Origin of the sequence: Pseudomonas sp. 3296 (assembly GCF_031456615.1) — a bacterium.
Lineage (GTDB): Bacteria > Pseudomonadota > Gammaproteobacteria > Pseudomonadales > Pseudomonadaceae > Aquipseudomonas > Aquipseudomonas mucoides.
Genome location: NZ_JAVDUY010000006.1, coordinates 263,876 through 284,784, shown reverse-complemented (window position 1 = coordinate 284,784; position 20,909 = coordinate 263,876). Strand labels below are relative to the sequence as shown.

Sequence of the window (20,909 nt, the reverse complement as noted above, 5' to 3'; positions counted from 1 at the left end):
TTTTGCTACAGACATCTCCCTCAAACCCACTCCTACAGGGGATAAATAGGGATTCGAGATTTTTGTAGGCCCCCAAAAAAAACGACCCGCTTCCAAAAGAAAGCGGGCCGTTTTCATGTTCGGTGAAAGGTCAGAGCATCAGCTCATCCCCATCATTTGTTCAGACGGAAATCTGCCTCGGCCGCAGCAAAACGCTGGAGCATGCCGTGAGTCGGCGAACCCAGCTTGCTGACGATGTAGATCGCCAGGCTGGCGAAGATGAAACCAGGAATGATTTCGTACAGGCCCAGCAGTTCGAAGTGTTTCCACACGATCACGGTGATCGCGCCGACCAGGATGCCGGCCAGTGCGCCGTTGCGGGTCATGTCTTTCCAGATCACGGAGATCAGCACAACCGGACCGAACGCAGCACCGAAACCTGCCCAGGCGTAGCTGACCAGACCCAGTACCCGGTTGTTCGGGTTAGCCGCCAGCGCGATAGCGATCAGGGAAACCAGCAGCACCATGGCGCGACCGACCCAGACCAGTTCAACCTGGGAAGCGGATTTACGCAGGAAGGTTTTGTAGAAGTCTTCGGTCAGGGCACTGGAGCACACCAGCAATTGGCAGCTCAGGGTGCTCATCACGGCAGCCAGGATGGCCGACAGCAACACACCGGCAACCCATGGGTTGAAGAGGATTTTTGCCAGTTCAATGAACACACGCTCGTGGTTCTCGGTGACCGGCATCGCTACGGCAGGGTTAGCCGAGAAGTAAGCGATACCGAAGAAACCTACAGCGACGGTGCCGCCCAGGCACAGGATCATCCAGGTCATGGAAATGCGACGGGCGTTGGCGATCGACTTGACCGAATCCGCCGCCATGAAACGCGCGAGGATATGCGGCTGGCCGAAGTAGCCCAGCCCCCAGCCCATCAGCGAGATGATTCCGATGAAGGTGGTGTTTTTCAGCATGTCGAAGTTGCTTGGGTCCTGTGCTTCGATGGCCAGGAACGTGGTGTCGATGCCGCCGGTGGCGAGCAGCACGATGATTGGCGTCAGCAACAGCGCGAAGATCATCAGCGTGGCTTGCACGGTATCTGTCCAGCTCACTGCCAGGAAACCACCGACGAAGGTGTAGGCAATCGTCGCCGCAGCACCGGCCCACAGCGCGGTCTCGTAGGACATGCCGAAGGTGCTTTCAAACAGACGGGCGCCGGCGACGATGCCGGAAGCGCAGTAAATGGTGAAGAACACCAGGATCACTACCGCAGAAATGATCCGCAGCAGGCCGCTTTTGTCTTCGAAACGGCTGGCGAAGTAATCCGGCAGGGTCAGGGCATCGCCGTTGTGCTCGGTCTGCACGCGCAGACGGCCAGCGACGAACAGCCAGTTCAGGTAAGCACCGATGATCAGACCAATGGCGATCCAGCTTTCGGACAGGCCAGACATGTAGATGGCGCCCGGCAGGCCCATCAACAACCAGCCACTCATGTCGGAGGCGCCGGCGGACAAGGCCGTGACGACGCTGCCCAGGCTGCGACCGCCCAGAATGTAGTCAGAAAGGTTGTTGGTGGAGCGATAGGCCATCAAGCCGATCAGCACCATTGCTGCGATGTAGATCACGAACGTGATCAGGGTTGGATTACTTACGCTCATTCTGTGATGCCCTGGCTTTGTTTTTATGTAGCGCCAACGTGTGAAACCGCCGACAAACAACAACGTTTGTTCAGACGATTTCAAAGCCCGCGCATTTAAGACTGATGTTTCCCCAGGAAAGCCATCAGCCGGCGCACCGATTTTTCATCCGGTTGCACCTTGGGGCGCGAATCCTATTCAACAATCCAAATAAGGTGCAACCCATTTCGTGAGAATTAGTTGCACCCAAACTGTTTTCCGTCAAACCGAGCGCTTTTTGCTCCCTTTTAGCGCAGTCACGCGATGTTTCTAGAAGTAAAAGCACCAAGCAGAAGCGGTACGTTCGTACCGGAATTTATTTCCTGACGAGCTGCTTATTATTCCGACAAAAAAAGGGTTGCACCCGGTTGCACCTCACAGGTTGCCCAGCTAATCTTGCGGCCAGCTGATGCCACGCGGTCGTGGCAAACATGAGGATAAAAATATGGCTACCACCACCCTTGGGGTCAAACTTGACGACCCGACCCGCGAGCGCCTCAAGGCGGCCGCGACCTCGATTGATCGCACGCCGCACTGGCTGATCAAGCAGGCAATTTTCAATTACCTGGAAAAACTCGAGGGTGGTGCAACCCTGACTGAGTTGAGCGGTTTGACCAAGGATTCCGACGATACCGTCGATGCGCCTCTGGATCACGCTCACCAGTGCTTCCTCGAATTCGCCGAAAGCATCCTGCCGCAATCGGTGCTGCGCGCGTCTATCACCGCCGCTTACCGTCGCCCTGAGCCGGAAGTGGTGCCGATGCTGATCGAGCAGGCGCGTCTGCCGGCAGCGATGGCTGAAGCCACCAACAAACTGGCCTCCTCGATTGCCGAGAAGCTGCGCAATCAGAAAAGTGCCGGTGGCCGTGCCGGGATTGTTCAAGGCCTGTTGCAGGAATTTTCCCTGTCATCCCAGGAAGGCGTAGCGCTGATGTGTCTGGCTGAAGCGCTGCTGCGCATCCCGGACAAAGGCACCCGCGACGCACTGATTCGCGACAAGATCAGCACCGGTAACTGGCACCCGCACTTGGGCAACAGCCCGTCGCTGTTCGTCAACGCTGCCACTTGGGGCCTGCTGCTGACCGGCAAACTGGTCGCCACGCATAACGAAGCAGGTTTGACGTCGTCCCTGAGCCGCATCATCGGCAAGAGCGGCGAGCCGATGATTCGCAAGGGTGTCGACATGGCCATGCGCCTGATGGGCGAGCAGTTCGTCACCGGTGAAACCATCGCCGAAGCCCTGGCCAATGCGAGCAAGTTCGAAGCCAAGGGTTTCCGTTATTCCTACGACATGCTGGGTGAAGCGGCACTCACCGAGCACGATGCGCAGAAGTACCTGGCCTCGTACGAACAAGCCATTCACTCCATCGGCAAAGCGTCCCACGGTCGTGGGATTTATGAAGGCCCGGGCATTTCCATCAAACTGTCGGCACTGCACCCGCGTTACAGCCGCGCCCAGTACGAGCGTGTGATGGACGAGTTGTACCCGCGCCTGCTGTCGCTGACCTTGCTGGCCAAGCAGTACGACATCGGTCTGAACATCGACGCCGAAGAAGCCGACCGCCTCGAGCTGTCGCTGGATCTGCTGGAGCGCCTGTGCTTCGAACCGCAACTGACCGGCTGGAACGGCATCGGTTTCGTGATCCAGGCGTATCAGAAGCGTTGCCCGTACGTCATCGACTACGTGATCGACCTGGCTCGTCGCAGCCGTCATCGCTTGATGATCCGCCTGGTGAAAGGCGCGTACTGGGACAGCGAAATCAAGCGCGCCCAGGTCGAAGGCCTGGAAGGCTATCCGGTCTACACCCGCAAGGTGTACACCGACGTTTCCTACATCGCCTGCGCCCGCAAACTGCTGTCGGTACCGGAAGTCATCTACCCGCAATTCGCCACGCACAACGCCCACACCCTGTCGGCCATTTACCACATTGCCGGTCAGAACTATTACCCGGGTCAGTACGAGTTCCAGTGCCTGCACGGCATGGGTGAACCCCTGTACGAACAGGTTGTAGGCAAAGTTTCCGAAGGAAAGCTGAACCGTCCGTGCCGCGTGTACGCTCCGGTCGGTACGCACGAAACGCTGTTGGCTTACCTGGTACGTCGCCTGCTGGAAAACGGCGCGAACACTTCGTTCGTCAACCGCATCGCCGACCAATCGATTTCGATCCAGGAGCTGGTGGCCGATCCAGTGGCCAGCATCGAGCAGATGGCGACGCTGGAAGGCGGCTTCGGCCTGCCGCACCCGCGTATCCCGCTGCCGCGTGATCTTTATGGTGCCGAGCGCGCCAACTCCAGCGGCATCGACATGGCCAACGAACATCGTCTGGCTTCGTTGTCCTGCGCCCTGCTGGCCACCGCTCACAACCACTGGAAAGCCGCGCCGATGCTCGGCTGCGCCTCCAGCACTGAAACCCCTGTGCCGGTCTTGAACCCGTCCGATCTGCGTGACGTGGTTGGCCATGTGCAAGAAGCTACCGTCGAAGACGTCGACAACGCGATCCAGTGCGCCCTGAACGCTGCGCCGATCTGGCAGGCCACCCCGCCCGCCGAACGCGCCGCTATCCTGGAACGTGCCGCCGATTTGATGGAAGGCGAGATCCAGCCGCTGATGGGCCTGTTGGCTCGTGAAGCCGGCAAGACCTTCGCCAACGCCATCGCCGAAGTGCGTGAAGCCGTGGACTTCCTGCGTTATTACGCAGTGCAGGCACGCAACGATTTCACCAACGACGCCCACCGCCCGCTGGGTCCGGTGGTGTGCATCAGCCCGTGGAACTTCCCGCTGGCGATCTTCAGTGGCCAAGTCGCGGCAGCACTGGCGGCCGGTAACCCGGTTTTGGCCAAGCCTGCGGAACAAACCCCGCTGGTCGCCGCTCAAGCCGTGCGTCTGCTGCTCGAAGCCGGGATTCCGGAAGGCGTGCTGCAACTGCTGCCGGGCCGTGGCGAAACCGTGGGTGCCGGGCTGGTCGGTGACGAGCGCGTTAAAGGCGTGATGTTCACCGGATCCACCGAAGTCGCTCGTTTGCTGCAACGCAACATCGCCGGTCGCCTGGATGCCCAGGGCCGTCCGATCCCGCTGATCGCCGAAACCGGTGGTCAGAACGCGATGATCGTCGACTCTTCGGCACTGACCGAACAAGTCGTGATCGACGTCGTGTCGTCGGCCTTCGACAGCGCCGGCCAACGTTGCTCGGCCCTGCGCGTGCTGTGCCTGCAGGAAGATTCCGCTGACCGCGTGATCGAAATGCTCAAGGGCGCCATGGCTGAATGCCGCCTCGGCAACCCTGAGCGCCTGTCCGTAGACATCGGCCCGGTGATCGACGCCGAAGCCAAGGCTGGCATCGAGAAGCACATCCAGGCCATGCGCGACAAAGGTCGCAACGTGTACCAGGTGGCTATCGCCAACAGCGAAGAAGTCAAACGCGGCACCTTCGTGATGCCGACCCTGATCGAACTGGAAAGCTTCGACGAGCTGCAACGGGAGATCTTCGGTCCGGTGCTGCACGTGGTTCGCTACAAGCGCAAAGACATCGATCAACTGATTGGTCAGATCAACGCTTCCGGCTACGGCCTGACGCTGGGTGTTCACACCCGGATTGACGAGACCATCGCCAAGGTGATCGACAACGTCAACGCCGGCAACGTCTACGTGAACCGCAACATTGTGGGTGCTGTAGTCGGCGTGCAGCCGTTCGGTGGCGAAGGCTTGTCGGGGACGGGTCCGAAGGCGGGTGGTCCGCTGTACCTGTATCGCCTGCTGTCGACACGTCCTACCGATGCGATCGAACAATCCTTCGCTCGTGGTGACGCCATCGCTGCGCCGGACGTTCGCCTGCGTGATGCCATGAGCAAGCCGCTGACTGCCCTGAAAGCCTGGGCTGACAGTAACAAGTTTGCCGACCTGAGCGCCCTGTGCGTGCAGTTCACGGCGCAATCGCAAAGCGGGATCACCCGCGTACTGGCCGGCCCGACCGGCGAGCGCAACAGCTACGCCATCCTGCCGCGTGAGCACGTGCTGTGTCTGGCCGAGGTTGAAGGCGATCTGTTGACTCAACTGGCAGCGGTGTTGGCTGTCGGTGGTTCGGCGGTGTGGCCGGAATCTGACGTGAGCAAGGCGTTGTTCGCACGTCTGCCGAAGGAAGTTCAGGCACGCATCAAGCTGGTGTCCGACTGGAACAAGGATGAAGTGGTGTTTGATGCGGTTCTGCATCATGGCCATTCCGACCAGTTGCGTGCGGTGTGCCAGCAAGTGGCCAAGCGTGCGGGCGCCATTGTCGGTGTTCATGGTTTGTCGCAAGGCGAGACCAACATTGCGCTGGAGCGTCTGGTGATCGAGCGGGCTTTGAGCGTTAACACAGCTGCTGCTGGAGGCAATGCCAGTCTGATGACGATCGGTTAAACCCTCCTTGTGATCGTTCCCACGCTCTGCGTGGGAACGATCATGTCCGCCCTCCTCAGCTTTATCCTTCCCTCTCGTTCTGTCTCTCCATCACGATCATCAATCATCCTGTTCAGCCTTTATTCCCACGCCTAGACTCGGCCCATCCCCAAAAAAGGTAGGCCGCTATGTCCGAGACGTTGCTCAGTTCCCGCAATCTGGCTTTCGAGCTGTATGAAGTCCTCGATGCCGAGGGCCTGACTCAGCGTGAGCGTTTTGCCGAACACAATCGCGAAACCTTCGATGCGGCTATTGGCACCGCTCGCAACATCGCCGAGAAATTCTTCGCGCCGCATAACCGCAAGAACGACGAAAACGAGCCGCGCTACGAAAACGGTCAGGCGATTCTGATTCCGGAAGTGAAACCGGCGGTGGATGCCTTCCTCGAAGCCGGTTTCCTCAACGCGGCGCGCAGTTTCGACGCCGGCGGCATGCAACTTCCTACGCTGCTATCGCAGGCTTGCTTTGCGCACTTTCAATCGGCCAACGCGGCATCGACGTCCTATCCGTTTCTGACCATGGGCGCGGCCAACCTGATCGAAAGCTTCGGCACCGATGAACAGAAGCAGCGCTTCCTGCAACCGATGATCGACGGTCGCTTCTTCGGCACCATGGCCCTGACCGAGCCGCACGCCGGTTCCTCGCTGTCGGATATTCGTACACGCGCCGAGCCTGCGTCTGACGGCACCTATCGCCTCAAGGGCAACAAGATTTTCATCTCGGGCGGCGACCATCCGCTGTCGGAAAACATCGTGCACATGGTGCTGGCCAAATTGCCGGACGCACCGGCCGGAGTGAAGGGTATTTCGCTGTTTATCGTGCCCAAGTTTCTGGTCAACGATGACGGCAGCCTCGGCAAGCGCAATGACGTGCTGCTGGCCGGGCTGTTCCACAAGATGGGCTGGCGCGGCACCACCTCCACCGCGCTGAACTTCGGCGATAACGGGGAGTGTGTCGGGTATCTGGTGGGCAAGCCGCACCACGGTTTGAGCTACATGTTCCAGATGATGAACGAGGCGCGGATCGGCGTCGGCATGGGCGCGGTGATGCTCGGTTACGCCGGTTATCTGTATTCGCTGGAGTACGCCCGTGAGCGTCCGCAGGGTCGGGTGCCGGACAGCAAGGATCCGAACACCGCACCGGTGGCGATCATTCAGCACGCTGACGTCAAACGCATGTTGCTGACTCAGAAGGCCTACGTCGAAGGCTCGTTCGACCTTGGGTTGTATGCAGCGCGGCTGTTCGATGACACCACGACGCTGGAGACCGAGGACCAGCGCAAACAGGCCCATGAACTATTGGATCTGCTGACGCCGATCGTCAAATCCTGGCCGTCGGAGTTTTGCCTGAAGGCCAACGAACTGGCGATCCAGATTCTGGGCGGCCACGGCTATACCCGCGAATATCCGGTTGAGCAGTACTACCGCGATAACCGCCTGAACCCGATTCATGAGGGTACTCACGGCATTCAGTCACTGGATTTACTGGGGCGCAAACTGGCGCAGAACGGTGGTGCCGGGCTCAAGCAATTGATCCGGCTGATCGCCGATACGGCCGAGCGCGCTCAGGCATACGAATCGCTGACGGCACTGCGTGAACCGCTGGAAAAACTGGTGGCTCGCCTGCAAACGGTGACCATCGGTTTGCTCACGGACCTGGGTCTGGGCAAGGTCAACAGCAGCCTGGCGAATTCGGCGCTGTACCTGAAAGTGTTCGGGCACATGGTGATTGGCTGGCGCTGGCTGGAACAGGCGATCCGGGCCGAGGAAGGGCTGGCCAAGGGTCATGCGGCGGATGTGAGCTTCTATAAGGGCAAGCTGCAGGCGGCGCGGTATTTCCTGACGTGGGAAGTGCCGGGTTGCCACCATGAATTGGCGATTCTTGAGGCGCGGGATGATGTGTGCCTGACCATGCAGGATGAGTGGTTTTGACACCTAACACTGATCGTTCCCACGCTTTGCGTGGGAATGCAGCCCGGGACGCTCCGCGCCCCAGAAGCGGACGCAGAGCGTCCATTGAGGCATTCCCACGCGGAGCATGGGAACGATCGGTCAGGTGAGTTTGAAACTGCCCATCTGCCGCGCCAAATCATCCGCCAACCGCTGCAATGTCTGACAGTCTTCGCGACAAGCCCTGACTTCACCAGCCGTAGCCCGCGCCAAATCCGAAATCCCCTGCACGTTGCGATTGATCTCCTCGGTCACCGCCGACTGCTCTTCCGTCGCCGTCGCCACCTGATGATTCATGTCGCTGATCCGCTCCACCTGCCCGGTAATCGCCGTCAACGACGCCCCGGTGCGCTGGCTCGATTCAACACCGGTGCCCGTCGCCGCTTGTCCGCTGTGCATCGACGACACCGCATTCTCCGCACCCTGCTTGAGGCTGCCGATCATCTGCTGAATCTCATCGGTCGACGACTGCGTGCGTCGCGCCAACGTACGCACTTCATCCGCGACTACCGCGAATCCACGGCCCATGTCCCCGGCTCGCGCCGCTTCGATGGCGGCGTTGAGCGCCAGCAAATTGGTCTGCTCGGAAATCCCGCGAATCACCGCCAACACCTGATCGATAGAGGCGACCTGATGAGCCAGCTCGCCCACCGCCGTCGCCGCAAGGCCGATTTCATCCGACATGCTTTCTATATGTCGAATCGATCCGCCGACCACTTCCCGCGCCTGCATCGCCTCATCGCGAGCATTTTGCGAAGCAACCGCCGCGTTGCCGGCGTTCTGGGCGATTTCCTGCACGGTCAAACCCATCTCATGAACGGCAGTGGCGACCATGTCGGTCATTTCCTGCTGCCGACCAGAGCGCTGAGCGGTGTTGTCCACCACCTTCGCCACTTGGCCGACGGCGGTGCGCAAGCGTTCGCTCGTGGTCAGCACTTCGCCGATCATTTCACGCTGGCTGTCGAGGAACCGATTGAAGCCGCGCGCCAGGTCACCCAGTTCATCGGCACGACTGGAATCTAACCGATGGGTCAAATCTCCACCGCCGCTACCAATGGCCACCAATGCCGCTGTTACCTGACGGATCGGGCGCACCAAACCACGGGCCAGCAACACCACCAGCAACAGGCACACCAGCGCCACGGCCAGGCCGATGCCGCTGCTCATCCACATGGCGCGGCGGGCTTCGGCGTAGATCTGCGATTGCGGCACTTCGGCCACCAGCGTCCAGCCCAGGTCCCGCAGCGGCAGGCTCAACGCTAGGAAGTCTTCGCCATCTCTTGTAAAGCTACTGTTCGTGGCAGTTTTTTGACCCATGACTGCTTGCGCTGCCGGGGCACCAATTTGCTCGGCCAAGGTGCGTTTACCGCTGAATTGCGCCTCGGGATGCACCTGGATCAAACCGTCGGAACGCACGAGATAGACCTTGCCGCGCGCCCCGAAGCTGAAGTTGTGGATCAGCTCTGACAGCTCTTTCATGCTCAGCCCCAGGCCCGCAACGCCCACGACTTTACCGGCGGCCTGAACCTTGAGGTCGATGAACAGCGCCAATTCTCCGGTTGCGGTGTCATTGTCGATATTGAGGGTGCGCGGCTGATTGCTGTCGAGGAATGAATAAAACCAGGCGTCTTTGGGATTGGAACGGCTGAGGGTCCGGTCCAGACCTTTTTCGGTCAAATAGTGATTTGAAGCGGTGCCGATAATCAGCGCGGTGAAAGCTTTGTGCTCGGCGCGAATGCCTTCCAGGTATTGCGCGAATTCAGCCGTCCGCCCGCTGTCTTCACCCGCGGCCAACCAGTCCCGCACCATGCTATTGCTGGCGATGTCCTTGGCGGCGGTGAGGGGTTGAACGAGGATTCGTTCGATGTCGTTGCGCATCGCTTCGATGCTCGACGGCAAGGCCTGTTCGACCAGATAGCTCTGGGCGAGACGGTTAACCACGAGGGTATAAATACCCACTACGATCAGGATACTGACCAGCAGGGCGGTGCCCATGCTCAGGATTAACTGCCATTGAATACTGCGTCGCCAGAACTGCATGGTGCACCCCCAAAGAATAAGAGGCTGAAACACTGCAACAGCCGTGCCGATTGTATACAACACTTATCGACAATTTATTCTTTGGTTGTGCGCAAAGCCGATCAGGCCTGATTGATCGTCTTGGAGATCACTTCAACCGTGGCGCTGACTTGCTCTTGGTAACGGTCGAGTTCCTGCTTGTGCTGCTTTTTCAATTCGATTTGCTGCGAGCACAGATTCATCGCGGCCAGTACCAGCAGGCGATCACCGATCAGGGTCGGGTACTTCCGTTTGGTGTCGGCCAAAGCAGCTTTCAACATCATCGCGGCGTCCAGCAGGGTTTGCTCTTCCCCGGCCGGCGCCTTGATCGAATAGTCCTCCCCCAGGATCGAGACGACTTTTACCCCTGCGGCGCCGTGATTCATGCGCTGACCGGACCGGCGCTGACGCGCTCAACCAAGGCCTGGATGCGTGCGGCGGTGGCGCCTTGTTTCTCTTCCTGCTCCATCAGGCTCAGTTGCAGGCTTTCGTTTTCATCCTTGGCCTGAGCCAGTTCTGCACTCAGGGTCTGGTTAGTGCCCAGCAGTGCCTGGTTCTGTTGCACCAGGTCATTTACCAGCTGTTCCAATTGGCTTAGGGATGCTTCCAACATTTTGATTTTCCGAGCATTTTCAAAGGGCGCGTACGATAAAGAAAAGTCACCACGGATGCCAGGGTTATTGGGGCCCAAGGCCTTGATTTTCCTGGCAGGCGACCTTTCTCGCGAGCATTAAAGACTGTGATTGGCGGATCGGGTTCCTGCACTTCGTCGCAGAAGGCCGTTGTGCGACAAAAACGCGCAGGGACTCAAGACTTTAGTCGCATGACCGATAAGTCACTCATACGTCAGCTTCAGCGCCGCACGGGTGCGCTCACTTCGGTAAACACCATGTCCCTTCGTAATATGAATATCGCTCCACGGGCGTTCCTCGGTTTTGCCCTGATTGGCAGCTTGATGCTGATCCTGGGCGTGTTCGCCTTGAACCAGATGAGCAAGATTCGCGGAGCCGCCGAGGACATTACCTTGAGCAGCGTGCCGAGCATCAAGAGCCTCGACGAATTCACTCAACTGACCCTGCGCTTGCGCGTGTTGTCATACCGCTTGCTGGTCAACCGCGAGCCGGACGTGCAGCAGAAAACCATGGACCTGCTGGAAACCCGCAATCAGCAGATCCGCAGCGCCCAGACGACCTACGAAAAACTGATCAGCAGCCCGCAGGAACGTGCGGCTTATGATCAATACGTGCAGTTACTGGGTCAGTACCGCCAGATCGAAGACCGCATGAAGAGCCTGTCACGCAACAATCAGGTCGATGAACTGCGCACGTTGCTCAACACCGACTTGCTGACCAACTCCGAAGCGGTCAATACCGTGCTCAACCGTTTGCTGGAGATCAACACACAGCAGACCGTCGACACCAATCAACAGGCAGCCGATCAGTATTCCTCGGCATTCAACCTGGTGATCACCCTGCTGGTCATCGCCACCGGCCTGACCCTATTGTTCGCCTGGCTGCTGACCAACAGCATCACCAAGCCGATCGCCAACGCACTGAGCGCTGCCGAGGAAATTGCCGAAGGCAACCTGACGCGTCCGATCACCGTCGATGGTGAAGACGAAGCGGGTCGCTTGCTGTTGGCGATGTCGAAGATGCAGGACAAGTTGCGCGACACCCTGCAACGGATTTCCGGCTCGGCCACGCAACTGGCGTCCGCCGCTGAAGAGCTCAACAGCGTCACCGACGAAAGCGCTCGCGGCCTGACTCAGCAGAACAATGAAATCGAACAGGCGGCCACTGCGGTCAATGAAATGACCAGCGCCGTGGAAGAAGTCGCACGTAACGCCGTGAGCACTTCCGAAGCCTCGAAAAATGCCACGACATCGGCCGGTGATGGCCGTGATCTGGTGCAGGAAACCGTCAGCGCCATCGAGCGCATGAGCGCCGATGTGCAGAGCACCGCGACGCTGATCGGCGACCTGGCCAACGAATCCCGCGATATCGGCAAAGTGCTGGACGTGATTCGCGGTCTGGCCGACCAGACCAACCTGCTGGCCCTGAACGCGGCCATCGAAGCGGCTCGCGCCGGTGAGGCCGGTCGCGGTTTTGCGGTGGTGGCGGATGAGGTTCGTGCCCTGGCGCATCGCACTCAGCAGTCGACCAGCGAGATCGAACGCATGATCGGCAGCATCCAGAGTGGCACCGAGCACGCCGTGGATTCGATGCGCAACAGCACCGAGCGCGCCGAGTCGACGCTGAACATTGCTCGTGGCGCCGGCTTGTCGCTGGACACCATCAACAGCGCCATCGTCGAGATCAACGAACGCAACCTGGTCATCGCCAGCGCCGCTGAAGAGCAGGCGCAAGTGGCCCGCGAAGTGGATCGCAACCTGGTGAACATTCGTGATTTGTCGGTGCAATCGGCGACCGGGGCGAATCAGACCAGTGCAGCGAGCAATGAACTGTCTCGATTGGCGCTGGACCTGAACAACATGGTTGGGCGGTTTAGCCTCTGACAGCCATCACACCGCCCCTGTAGCAGCTGGCGCCAGCTGCTACAGGGCTGGTATTGCCATCGCGGTGCATCAATGCAAAAACCTTTTTGACAGCATCACATTTCAACAGGTTAGAATCGCTGGCACGCAGACTGCATGGTCAGTTTGTGCCCGCCTTTCGTTTTCTGGAGTACTGCCTTTGAATGCAATCACCATCAACAGCCTGTTTCTGATCGGCGCGTTGCTGGTAGGTGCGAGCATTCTGGTGAGCTCACTTTCGTCCCGCCTCGGTATCCCGATTCTGGTGATTATCCTGGCCGTGGGCATGGCTGCCGGCGTCGACGGTGGCGGCATTATTTTCGATAACTACCCCACAGCTTATCTGGTCGGCAACCTCGCGCTGGCGGTGATCCTGCTCGACGGTGGTTTGCGCACCCGGGTCGCGAGTTTTCGCGTTGCGCTCTGGCCGGCGCTGTCGCTGGCCACGGTCGGGGTGTTAATTACCACGGCGTTGACCGGCATGGTCGCCGCCTGGCTGTTCAACCTGAGCATTATTCAGGGCCTGTTGATCGGCGCGATTGTCGGCTCGACCGACGCCGCGGCAGTGTTCTCGCTGCTGGGTGGCAAAGGCCTGAACGAACGGGTCACCGCCAGCCTCGAAATCGAATCCGGCAGCAACGACCCGATGGCGGTGTTCCTCACCGTCACCTTGATCGACATGCTCGCCAGCGGCGAGACCGGCCTGCACTGGAGCTTGCTCGGGCACTTCGTGCGTGAGTTCGGTATCGGCGCCGTCGTTGGCCTCAGCGGCGGCTGGCTGATGCTGCAACTGGTCAACCGGATCAACCTGGCCAACGGCCTCTACCCGATTCTGGTGATTGCCGGCGGTCTGGTGGTGTTTGCCCTGACCAACGCCCTGCACGGCAGCGGCTTCCTCGCGGTGTACCTGTGCGGTCTGGTCATCGGCAACCGGCCGGTGCGTAGCCGTCACGGCATTCTGCACATGCTCGACGGCATGGCCTGGCTGGCGCAGATCGGGATGTTCCTGGTGCTGGGTCTGCTGGTTACCCCGCATGACTTGCTGCCGATCGCCCTGCCCGCTCTGGGCTTGGCGCTGTGGATGATTCTGGTCGCGCGGCCGCTGTCGGTGGTGGCTGGATTGCTGCCGTTCAAGGCATTCCATGGCCGCGAAAAAGCGTTCATTTCCTGGGTCGGCCTGCGCGGCGCGGTCCCGATCATTTTGGCGGTGTTCCCGCTGATGGCCGGTTTGCCCCACGCCCAGCTCTATTTCAATCTCGCCTTCTTTATTGTGCTGGTGTCGCTGCTGGTGCAGGGCACAAGCCTGCCGTGGGTGGCCAAACTGCTGAAAGTGACGGTGCCGCCGGAGCCCGCGCCGATCTCGCGGTCTGCACTGGAAGTGCATGTCACCAGTGAGTGGGAACTGTTCATTTATCGCCTCGGTGCCGAGAAATGGTGCATTGGCTCGCCCCTCCGCGAGCTGAAAATGCCTGAAGGTACGCGCATCGCAGCCCTGTTTCGTGGCCAGCAATTGCTCCATCCGTCGGGTAGTACGGTGCTGGAAGTCGATGATTTGCTGTGTGTTATCGGCCATGAACACAACCTGCCGGCGCTCGGAAAACTCTTCAGCCAGGCACCGCAACGGGGTCTGGATTTGCGCTTCTTCGGCGACTTCGTACTCGAAGGAGACGCCCAGCTGGGCGCGGTTGCTTCGCTGTACGGGTTGAAAGTCGAAGGCATCGATCCGGACATGGCGCTCGGCCACTTCATCGCCCAGAAAGTCGGGGGTGCACCCGTGGTCGGCGACCAGGTGGAGTGGAACAACACCATTTGGACCGTGGCGGTCATGGAGGGGAACAAGATCGGCAAAGTGGGCGTCAGATTCCCCGAAGGAAGTCGCCCGGGTCCGGGCTTGTTCCTCTAAACTCCACTCTTCGTCTCGTTTTCGATCGGTCTCTATGTCAACCCTGCGCACCTTTTTCGTCATGGCCCTGCTGGGCTTGAGCCTCTCCATCGGCACGCTGCAAGCGGCCGAACCGCCGTCCAGCGAAGCCGTGCAGGCAAGCCTGGACAAGATCGCCGACCGCAAGCTGCCGGAAGCCGACCAGAAAGCGCTGCAAGCCATCCTGCAGAACACGCTGACCCAGCTCAACAACGCGCGTGACTACGAGCAGAAACTCGCCGACCTCAAACAGCAACTGGCCACCGCGCCCAAGCAGAACATCGAGAACCAGCGTGAACTGGCGCGCCTCAAGGCGACCAAGGCGCAGCCGGTCGGGCAGCGCTACGCCAACCTGTCGATCCCGCAGCTCGAGCAAATGCTCACCGAGCGCTCGACTCAGCAAAGCGATCTGCAAAAAGCCCTGGCCGACGCCAACAGTCTGGTGATTACCGCCCAGACTCGCCCGGAACGCGCCCAGGCGGAAATTTCGGCTAGCCAGACGCGCATTCAACAAATCAACAACATCCTCAAGACCGGCAAAGATGCCGGCAAAACCTTGAGTGGTGAACAGCGCGACTTGCTCAATGCTGAACTCGCCGCCTTGAATGCACTGATCCCGCTGCGCCGTCAGGAACTGGCCGGCAATAGTCAGTTGCAGGACCTGGGCAGCGGCCAGCACGATTTGCTCTCGGAAAAATCCGATCGTCTGGATCAGGAGATCCAGGAGCTGCAAACCCTGATCAACCAGAAACGCCTGGCGCAGTCCCAGGAAACGGTGACCCAGCAGTCCATCGAGGCGCAGAAATCCGGTGGCAGCGCCCTGTTGGCCACCGAAAGCGCGGCCAACCTGAAGCTGTCCGACTACCTGCTCAAAAGCACCGACCGCCTCAACGAAGTCACCCAGCAAAACCTGCAGACCAAGCAGCAACTGGACAACGTCACCCAGAGCGATTCAGCGCTGGACGAGCAAATCAACGTGCTCAAGGGCAGCCTGCTGCTCTCCAAGATTCTCTACAAACAGAAGCAGTCCCTGCCGCGCTTGAGGCTCGACCGCGACCTGGCCGACCAGATCGCCGACATTCGTCTCTATCAGTTTGAAGTCAGCCAGCAACGCGAACTGCTGAGCAATCCGGCCACTTACGTCGATAATCTGCTGTCGACCCAGCCGCCGGATCAAGTCACCCCGCAACTGCGCAAGAGCCTGCTGGAACTGGCCACGACCCGCGCCGACCTGCTGGAGCGACTGAACCGCGAATTGAGCGCCGTGCTCAACGAATCCATCACCCTGCAACTCAATCAGAAACAACTGCTGAGCACCGCGCAAAGCCTGCGCGCGACCCTAGACGAGCAAATGTTCTGGATCCCCAGCAATAAGCCTCTGGACCTGGAATGGATTCGCGCCGTGCCGGAACGCTTGCAGCGCCAGGTCACCACCTTGCCGTGGTTTTCCAGCCTGAGTGAGTTGAGCGATGGCCTGATTCAACGTCCGCTGCTGTTTCTGCCGCTGGTGCTGCTGATCGGCGCCCTGCTGTGGCGCCGCAAAAGCCTGTATGCCCGACTGAACAAGGTCCACAAGGACATCGGCCACTTCAAGCGCGACAGCCAGTGGCACACGCCTCAGGCCATTCTGATCAATATATTGCTGGCGATGCCGGTCGCGCTCGGCCTGGCCTTGTGCGGCCTCGCCTTGCAGATCGACGCCCGCGGGCAAAACGCCAACATGGGTGCCGCGCTGCTGCAAATGGCCCAGGCGTGGCTGGTGTTCTACACCGCCTATCGGATCCTTGCGCCGGGTGGCGTGGCGGAACTGCATTTCCGTTGGGAAAAGCCTCAGGTCGAATTCCTTCAAGGCTGGGTCCGTCGACTCGGTCTGGTGGTCATGGCGCTGGTGGCGGTAGTGGCGGTCGCCGAACTGCAACCGGCAACGCTCGCCGATGACGTGCTGGGCATGCCGGTGGTGTTGACCTGCTATGCCTTGATGGCCTGGCTGCTCAGCCGCTTGCTGATGCGCAGCCCGACGCACGAGAACACTTCGCTGTTCCGCAAAATCGTAGGGATCCTGTTTACCGCCCTGCCAATCGCGCTGTTCGTGGCCGTGTGCTTCGGCTACTACTACACGGCGCTCAAGCTCAGTGATCGACTGATCAACACCCTTTACCTGCTGATGTTCTGGCTGGTGATCGAAGCCACCTTTGTCCGCGGCCTCAGCGTGGCGGCGCGCCGCCTGGCGTACCAGCGAGCCCTGGCCAAACGTCAGGCTGCGAAAGAGGCAGGTGATGGCGAAGCTGTCATCGAGGAACCGACGCTGGACATCGAGAAGGTCAACGAACAGTCCTTGCGACTGATTCGCCTGGCGCTGCTCGGCGGCTTCATGGCCGCGCTGTACTGGGCCTGGTCCGACCTGATTTCGGTGTTCTCATACCTGGACAACATCACCCTCTACGAATACACCAGCGGCACGGGCGCCACCATGAGCATGGTGCCGATCAGCATCGGCGACATGCTCGGCGCGCTGATCATCATCGGCATCACTTTCGCCCTCGCCCGCAACTTGCCGGGTCTGCTGGAAGTGTTGGTGCTGTCCAAGCTCAACCTGGCGCAGGGCAGCGCCTACGCCACGACCACGCTGCTGTCCTACGTGATCGCCGGCGTCGGTTTTGTCTCGACCCTGTCGACCCTCGGCGTGAGCTGGGACAAGTTGCAATGGCTGGTAGCCGCGCTGTCGGTCGGTCTCGGTTTCGGGATGCAGGAGATCTTTGCGAACTTCATCTCCGGCATCATGATTCTGTTCGAGCGCCCGGTACGGATCGGCGACACCATCACCATCGGCAACCTGTCGGGTACGGTGAGCAAGATCCGCATCCGCGCCACGACCATCACCGACTTTGACCGCAAGGACATCATTGTCCCGAACAAGACGTTCATCACCGGGCAACTGATCAACTGGTCCCTCACCGACACCATCACCCGGGTGACCCTCAAGCTCGGCGTCGATTACGGCTCGGACCTGGACCTGGTGAAAGAGCTGCTGCTCAAGGCGGCCCGCGATAACCCGCGCGTGCTGAAGGACCCGGAACCGCACGTGTACTTCCTGAACTTCGGCGAAAGCACCCTCGACCACGAGTTGCGCATGCACGTGCGCGACCTCGGTGACCGCAACCCGGTGCTCGATGAGGTCAACCGCTTCATCAACCGCGAGTTCAAGAAGCAGCACATCAACATCTCGTTCCGGCAGATGGAGGTCTACCTCAAGAACCTTCAGGGTCAGGAATACAAAATGGTGCCGATCGAGCCGGAAAGTAAAACCATCGTGCCGATGGCCGATGGCAAACCCCTGCAAGAGCCGCCACCTGCCAAGCTCGACTAACCGCCCTATCCCCAGCAGAATGCCAGGACATTCTGCTGGAGATGGCCGGTGAAAGCCCTCGACGAACTGACCTTCGATAATCGTTTTGCCCGCCTGGGCGATACGTTTTCCGTCCATGTGCTGCCCGAGCCCATCGATAACCCGCGCCTGGTGGTGGCCAGCCCTGCGGCCATGGCATTGCTGGACCTGGATCCGGCCGTTGCTGAAACCCCGGAGTTCGCCGAGCTGTTCAGCGGCCATAAGCTCTGGGCCGACGCGGTACCGAGGGCGATGGTCTATTCCGGGCATCAGTTCGGCTCCTACAACCCGCAACTGGGTGATGGACGCGGCTTGTTGCTGGGCGAGGTCTACAACCAGGCCGGTGAACACTGGGACTTGCACCTCAAGGGCGCCGGCCAGACGCCTTTTTCACGCATGGGCGATGGCCGCGCGGTGTTGCGCTCCTCGATCCGCGAGTTTCTCGCCTCTGAGGCGCTGTATGCCCTGAACATTCCGACCACCCGCGCGCTGTGCGTGATTGGCTCCGATACGCCGGTCTGGCGCGAGAAACAGGAACGCGCGGCGATGGTCCTGCGTGTGGCGCCGAGTCACGTGCGTTTCGGGCATTTCGAGTATTTCTACTACACCAAACGCCCCGAGAAGCAGAAAGAACTCGGCGAGCACGTGCTGGCCATGCATTTTCCCGAGTGCCTGGAACAACCGGAACCGTATCTGGCGATGTTCCGCGAAATCGTCGAGCGTAACGCCGAGCTGATTGCCAAGTGGCAGGCCTATGGCTTCTGCCACGGAGTGATGAACACCGACAACATGTCGATCCTCGGCATCACCTTCGACTACGGCCCATTTGCCTTCCTCGACGACTTCGATGCCCACTTCATCTGCAACCACTCCGACGATCAGGGCCGGTACTCCTTCAGCAACCAGGTGCCGATCGGCCAATGGAACCTCAGCGCCCTGGCCCAGGCCCTGACGCCGTTCATCAGTGTCGAAGCCCTGCGCGAAACCCTCGGGCTGTACCTGCCGCTGTACCAAGCCCACTACCTGGACCTGATGCGCCGCCGCCTCGGCTTCACCACCGCGGAAGACGATGACCAGAAACTGCTGGAACACCTGCTGCAATTGATGCAGAACAGTGGCGTCGATTACAGCCTGTTCTTCCGTCGATTGGGTGAGGACGCCCCGGAGCTGGCCGTTTCCCGCTTGCGCGATGACTTCGTCGACATCAAGGGTTTCGATGCCTGGGGCGAGCTCTACGTTGCCCGGGTGGCTCGCGAAGGCGTGGTTGACCAGGAACAGCGACGCAAAAGGATGCACGCGGTCAATCCGCTGTACATCCTGCGTAATTACCTGGCGCAGAAGGCTATCGATGCGGCTGAGAGCGGCGACTATTCAGAGGTTCGACGGCTGCACGCAGTGCTGAGCAATCCGTTCGAGGAACAGCCGGGGATGGAGAGTTACGCCGAGCGGCCGCCGGAGTGGGGCAAGCATTTGGAGATTAGTTGTTCGTCTTGAGCCCACCGAAATTTCGGATTGGCATTGATCGGTGCTCACGGCCATAGGCCTCGACCTATTGATAATCGGGATCTTTGCCTCCAGATCCCTGGCACTGATTGCTAATTTTCGAAGAGCCGACCATGACCGACCCTCTCCTCATCCCCTGCCCCCACTGCAACGGCCTCAACCGCATCCCCCCCGAGCGCCTCAGCGACCATCCAAAATGCGGGCGCTGCAAGGCCGAGGTCTTGCTGAGCAAGCCGTTCGAATTGAAGCAAGGCGATTACGCCAGCCAGATCAAAGGCGATCTGCCGTTGCTGGTGGATGTGTGGGCCGATTGGTGCGGGCCGTGCAAGTCGTTTGCGCCGGTGTTCGAGCAGGCGGCCGCTCAGTTGGCGGGCAAGTGCCGGTTGGCGAAACTGGACAGCGAGGCGAACCAGCAGTTGTCGGCGCAGTTGGGGATTCGCTCGATTCCGAGTCTGATTCTGTTCAAGAACGGCCGGGAAGTGGCGCGCCAGAGCGGGGCGTTTCCGCTGCCGCAGTTGATGAGTTGGCTGCGTAGCCAAGGGATCTAAAACCACCGCCAATCAAATCTAGGAGTGAGCCTGCTCGCGATAGTGGATTGTCAGTCGGCATCAATTTTGACTGTTACAACGCTATCGCGAGCAGACTCACTCCTACATGGGTTCGGTGGTGTTTTCAGGGATCAGGCATTTTCCAGCAGGTTGTGCAGTTCGACGAATTGCTGGGTCAGCTTGTGCCGTGGGTCGAGGTGGATCAGCGGCGTGTTCGCCTGGTGAGATTCGCGCATACGCACAGAACTGGCCAGGTACACCGGCAACACCGGCAACCCTTCTGCGATCAACTCGTCGAGGATCTGTTGGGGCAGGCTGGCGCGAGCCTGGAACTGGTTGACCACAATGCCTTCGACTTCCAGGCCTTCGTTGTGGTCTTCCTTCAATTCCTCGATTTCACCCAGCAGCCCGTACAACGCCTGACGCGAGAAGCTGTCGCAGTCGAAGGGGATCAGCACGCGATCCGCAGCAATCAACGCCGATACCGCGTAGAAGTTCAGCGCGGGCGGTGTATCCAGGTAAATCCGGTCGTAATCTTCCCCCAACTCGTCAAGCAGCTTACGCAGCTTGTTGATCTTGTGTTTGGCCTCAAGTTTGGGTTGCAAATCCGCCAGTTCAGCCGTGGCAGTGATCACATGCAGGTTGTCGAAGGGCGTTTCGTAGATGTCGACCTGGTTCTTCTTCGAGAACGGGCCGGAGGAAAGGGTTTGCTTGAAGAAATCGGCGATGCCCATCGGGATGTCATTGCCGGTGAGGCCCGTCAGGTATTGAGTGGAGTTGGCCTGGGCATCGAGATCCACCAATAGGGTGCGATAGCCCTCGCTGGCGCTGACCGCCGCCAGATTGCAGGCAATACTGGATTTGCCCACGCCACCTTTTTGATTAAATACCACGCGCCGCATGTCAGACCTCCGTGTATCAA

At 59.8% G+C, this 20,909-nt stretch carries 12 protein-coding genes and 2 pseudogenes; 8 read left to right on the top strand and 6 right to left on the bottom strand.

Features of this window, described 5'->3' with window-relative positions:
* Positions 1-152: 152 nt before the first annotated feature.
* A complete protein-coding gene (putP, locus tag J2X66_RS18050) occupies positions 153-1,637 on the bottom strand; it encodes a sodium/proline symporter PutP (RefSeq protein ID WP_310266718.1) in 1,485 nt (494 codons plus the stop codon).
* A gap of 463 nt (positions 1,638-2,100) precedes the next feature.
* On the opposite strand from putP, the gene putA reads away from it, so the two are divergent.
* Positions 2,101-6,051, top strand: a complete 3,951-nt coding sequence (gene putA, locus J2X66_RS18045) for a trifunctional transcriptional regulator/proline dehydrogenase/L-glutamate gamma-semialdehyde dehydrogenase (protein ID WP_310266716.1) — start codon at positions 2,101-2,103, stop codon at positions 6,049-6,051.
* A 167-nt stretch (positions 6,052-6,218) separates the two neighbouring features.
* Positions 6,219-8,021, top strand: a complete 1,803-nt coding sequence (locus J2X66_RS18040) for an acyl-CoA dehydrogenase (protein WP_310266714.1) — start codon at positions 6,219-6,221, stop codon at positions 8,019-8,021.
* 120 nt (positions 8,022-8,141) lie between these two features.
* Here J2X66_RS18040 and J2X66_RS30285 read toward each other — a convergent pair whose 3' ends face one another.
* The 4 genes and pseudogenes from J2X66_RS30285 to J2X66_RS18025 all read right to left on the bottom strand — a co-directional run bounded on the left by J2X66_RS30285 (position 8,142) and on the right by J2X66_RS18025 (position 10,710).
* Entirely contained in the window at positions 8,142-8,873 is a 732-nt protein-coding gene (locus J2X66_RS30285; RefSeq protein ID WP_405046790.1) for a methyl-accepting chemotaxis protein, read from the bottom strand.
* Between the two features lie 132 nt (positions 8,874-9,005).
* Positions 9,006-10,034 (bottom strand): annotated as a pseudogene (locus J2X66_RS30280) (cache domain-containing protein); the annotation flags it as partial.
* A gap of 146 nt (positions 10,035-10,180) precedes the next feature.
* Positions 10,181-10,483, bottom strand: coding sequence for a cell division protein ZapA (locus tag J2X66_RS18030; protein ID WP_310266709.1), 303 nt, complete (start codon positions 10,481-10,483; stop codon positions 10,181-10,183).
* The gene (locus J2X66_RS18025) at positions 10,480-10,710 is read right to left on the bottom strand and encodes a hypothetical protein (RefSeq protein ID WP_027922060.1); all 231 of its coding nucleotides are present in this window, start codon (positions 10,708-10,710) and stop codon (positions 10,480-10,482) included. Before J2X66_RS18025 ends, J2X66_RS18030 begins: the two co-directional genes overlap by 4 nt.
* A 210-nt stretch (positions 10,711-10,920) precedes the next feature.
* Between J2X66_RS18025 and J2X66_RS30275 the strand changes: the two are divergent.
* The 6 genes and pseudogenes from J2X66_RS30275 to trxC all read left to right on the top strand — a co-directional run.
* Positions 10,921-11,757: pseudogene (locus J2X66_RS30275) on the top strand (MCP four helix bundle domain-containing protein); the annotation flags it as partial.
* Complete coding sequence (locus J2X66_RS30270; protein ID WP_404942955.1) at positions 11,740-12,612, top strand: methyl-accepting chemotaxis protein; 873 nt, start codon at positions 11,740-11,742, stop codon at positions 12,610-12,612. The pseudogene J2X66_RS30275 and the gene J2X66_RS30270, both read left to right, overlap by 18 nt.
* Before the next feature lie 178 nt (positions 12,613-12,790).
* A complete protein-coding gene (locus J2X66_RS18015) occupies positions 12,791-14,533 on the top strand; it encodes a potassium/proton antiporter (RefSeq protein ID WP_123435543.1) in 1,743 nt (580 codons plus the stop codon).
* Between the two features lie 34 nt (positions 14,534-14,567).
* Positions 14,568-17,918 (top strand): mechanosensitive channel MscK, encoded by a 3,351-nt coding sequence (gene mscK, locus J2X66_RS18010; RefSeq protein ID WP_310266702.1) that lies wholly within the window; start codon positions 14,568-14,570, stop codon positions 17,916-17,918.
* A gap of 48 nt (positions 17,919-17,966) precedes the next feature.
* On the top strand, positions 17,967-19,430 hold the full coding sequence (selO, locus tag J2X66_RS18005; RefSeq protein WP_310266701.1) for a protein adenylyltransferase SelO: 1,464 nt from the start codon (positions 17,967-17,969) through the stop codon (positions 19,428-19,430).
* Positions 19,431-19,552: 122 nt separating this feature from the next.
* Positions 19,553-19,987: a thioredoxin TrxC gene (trxC, locus tag J2X66_RS18000; protein WP_310266699.1), complete on the top strand. Its 435-nt coding sequence runs from the start codon at positions 19,553-19,555 to the stop codon at positions 19,985-19,987.
* A 131-nt stretch (positions 19,988-20,118) separates the two neighbouring features.
* Here the strand turns inward: trxC and J2X66_RS17995 are convergent, their stop codons facing one another.
* Positions 20,119-20,889: a ParA family protein gene (locus J2X66_RS17995; protein WP_310266697.1), complete on the bottom strand. Its 771-nt coding sequence runs from the start codon at positions 20,887-20,889 to the stop codon at positions 20,119-20,121.
* Positions 20,890-20,909: the final 20 nt, after the last annotated feature.

Bases quoted from the DNA above. Each gene is read 5' to 3' on its own strand.
- J2X66_RS18040 (WP_310266714.1), top strand. From the start codon at position 6,219: ATGTCCGAGACGTTGCTCAGTTCCCGCAATCTGGCTTTCGAGCTGTAT.
- J2X66_RS30270 (WP_404942955.1), top strand. From the start codon at position 11,740: ATGTCGAAGATGCAGGACAAGTTGCGCGACACCCTGCAACGGATTTCC.
- J2X66_RS18025 (WP_027922060.1), bottom strand. From the start codon at position 10,710: ATGTTGGAAGCATCCCTAAGCCAATTGGAACAGCTGGTAAATGACCTG.
- J2X66_RS18030 (WP_310266709.1), bottom strand. From the start codon at position 10,483: ATGAATCACGGCGCCGCAGGGGTAAAAGTCGTCTCGATCCTGGGGGAG.
- J2X66_RS30285 (WP_405046790.1), bottom strand. From the start codon at position 8,873: ATGGTCGCCACTGCCGTTCATGAGATGGGTTTGACCGTGCAGGAAATC.
- putP (WP_310266718.1), bottom strand. From the start codon at position 1,637: ATGAGCGTAAGTAATCCAACCCTGATCACGTTCGTGATCTACATCGCA.
- J2X66_RS17995 (WP_310266697.1), bottom strand. From the start codon at position 20,889: ATGCGGCGCGTGGTATTTAATCAAAAAGGTGGCGTGGGCAAATCCAGT.
- trxC (WP_310266699.1), top strand. From the start codon at position 19,553: ATGACCGACCCTCTCCTCATCCCCTGCCCCCACTGCAACGGCCTCAAC.
- mscK (WP_310266702.1), top strand. From the start codon at position 14,568: ATGTCAACCCTGCGCACCTTTTTCGTCATGGCCCTGCTGGGCTTGAGC.
- putA (WP_310266716.1), top strand. From the start codon at position 2,101: ATGGCTACCACCACCCTTGGGGTCAAACTTGACGACCCGACCCGCGAG.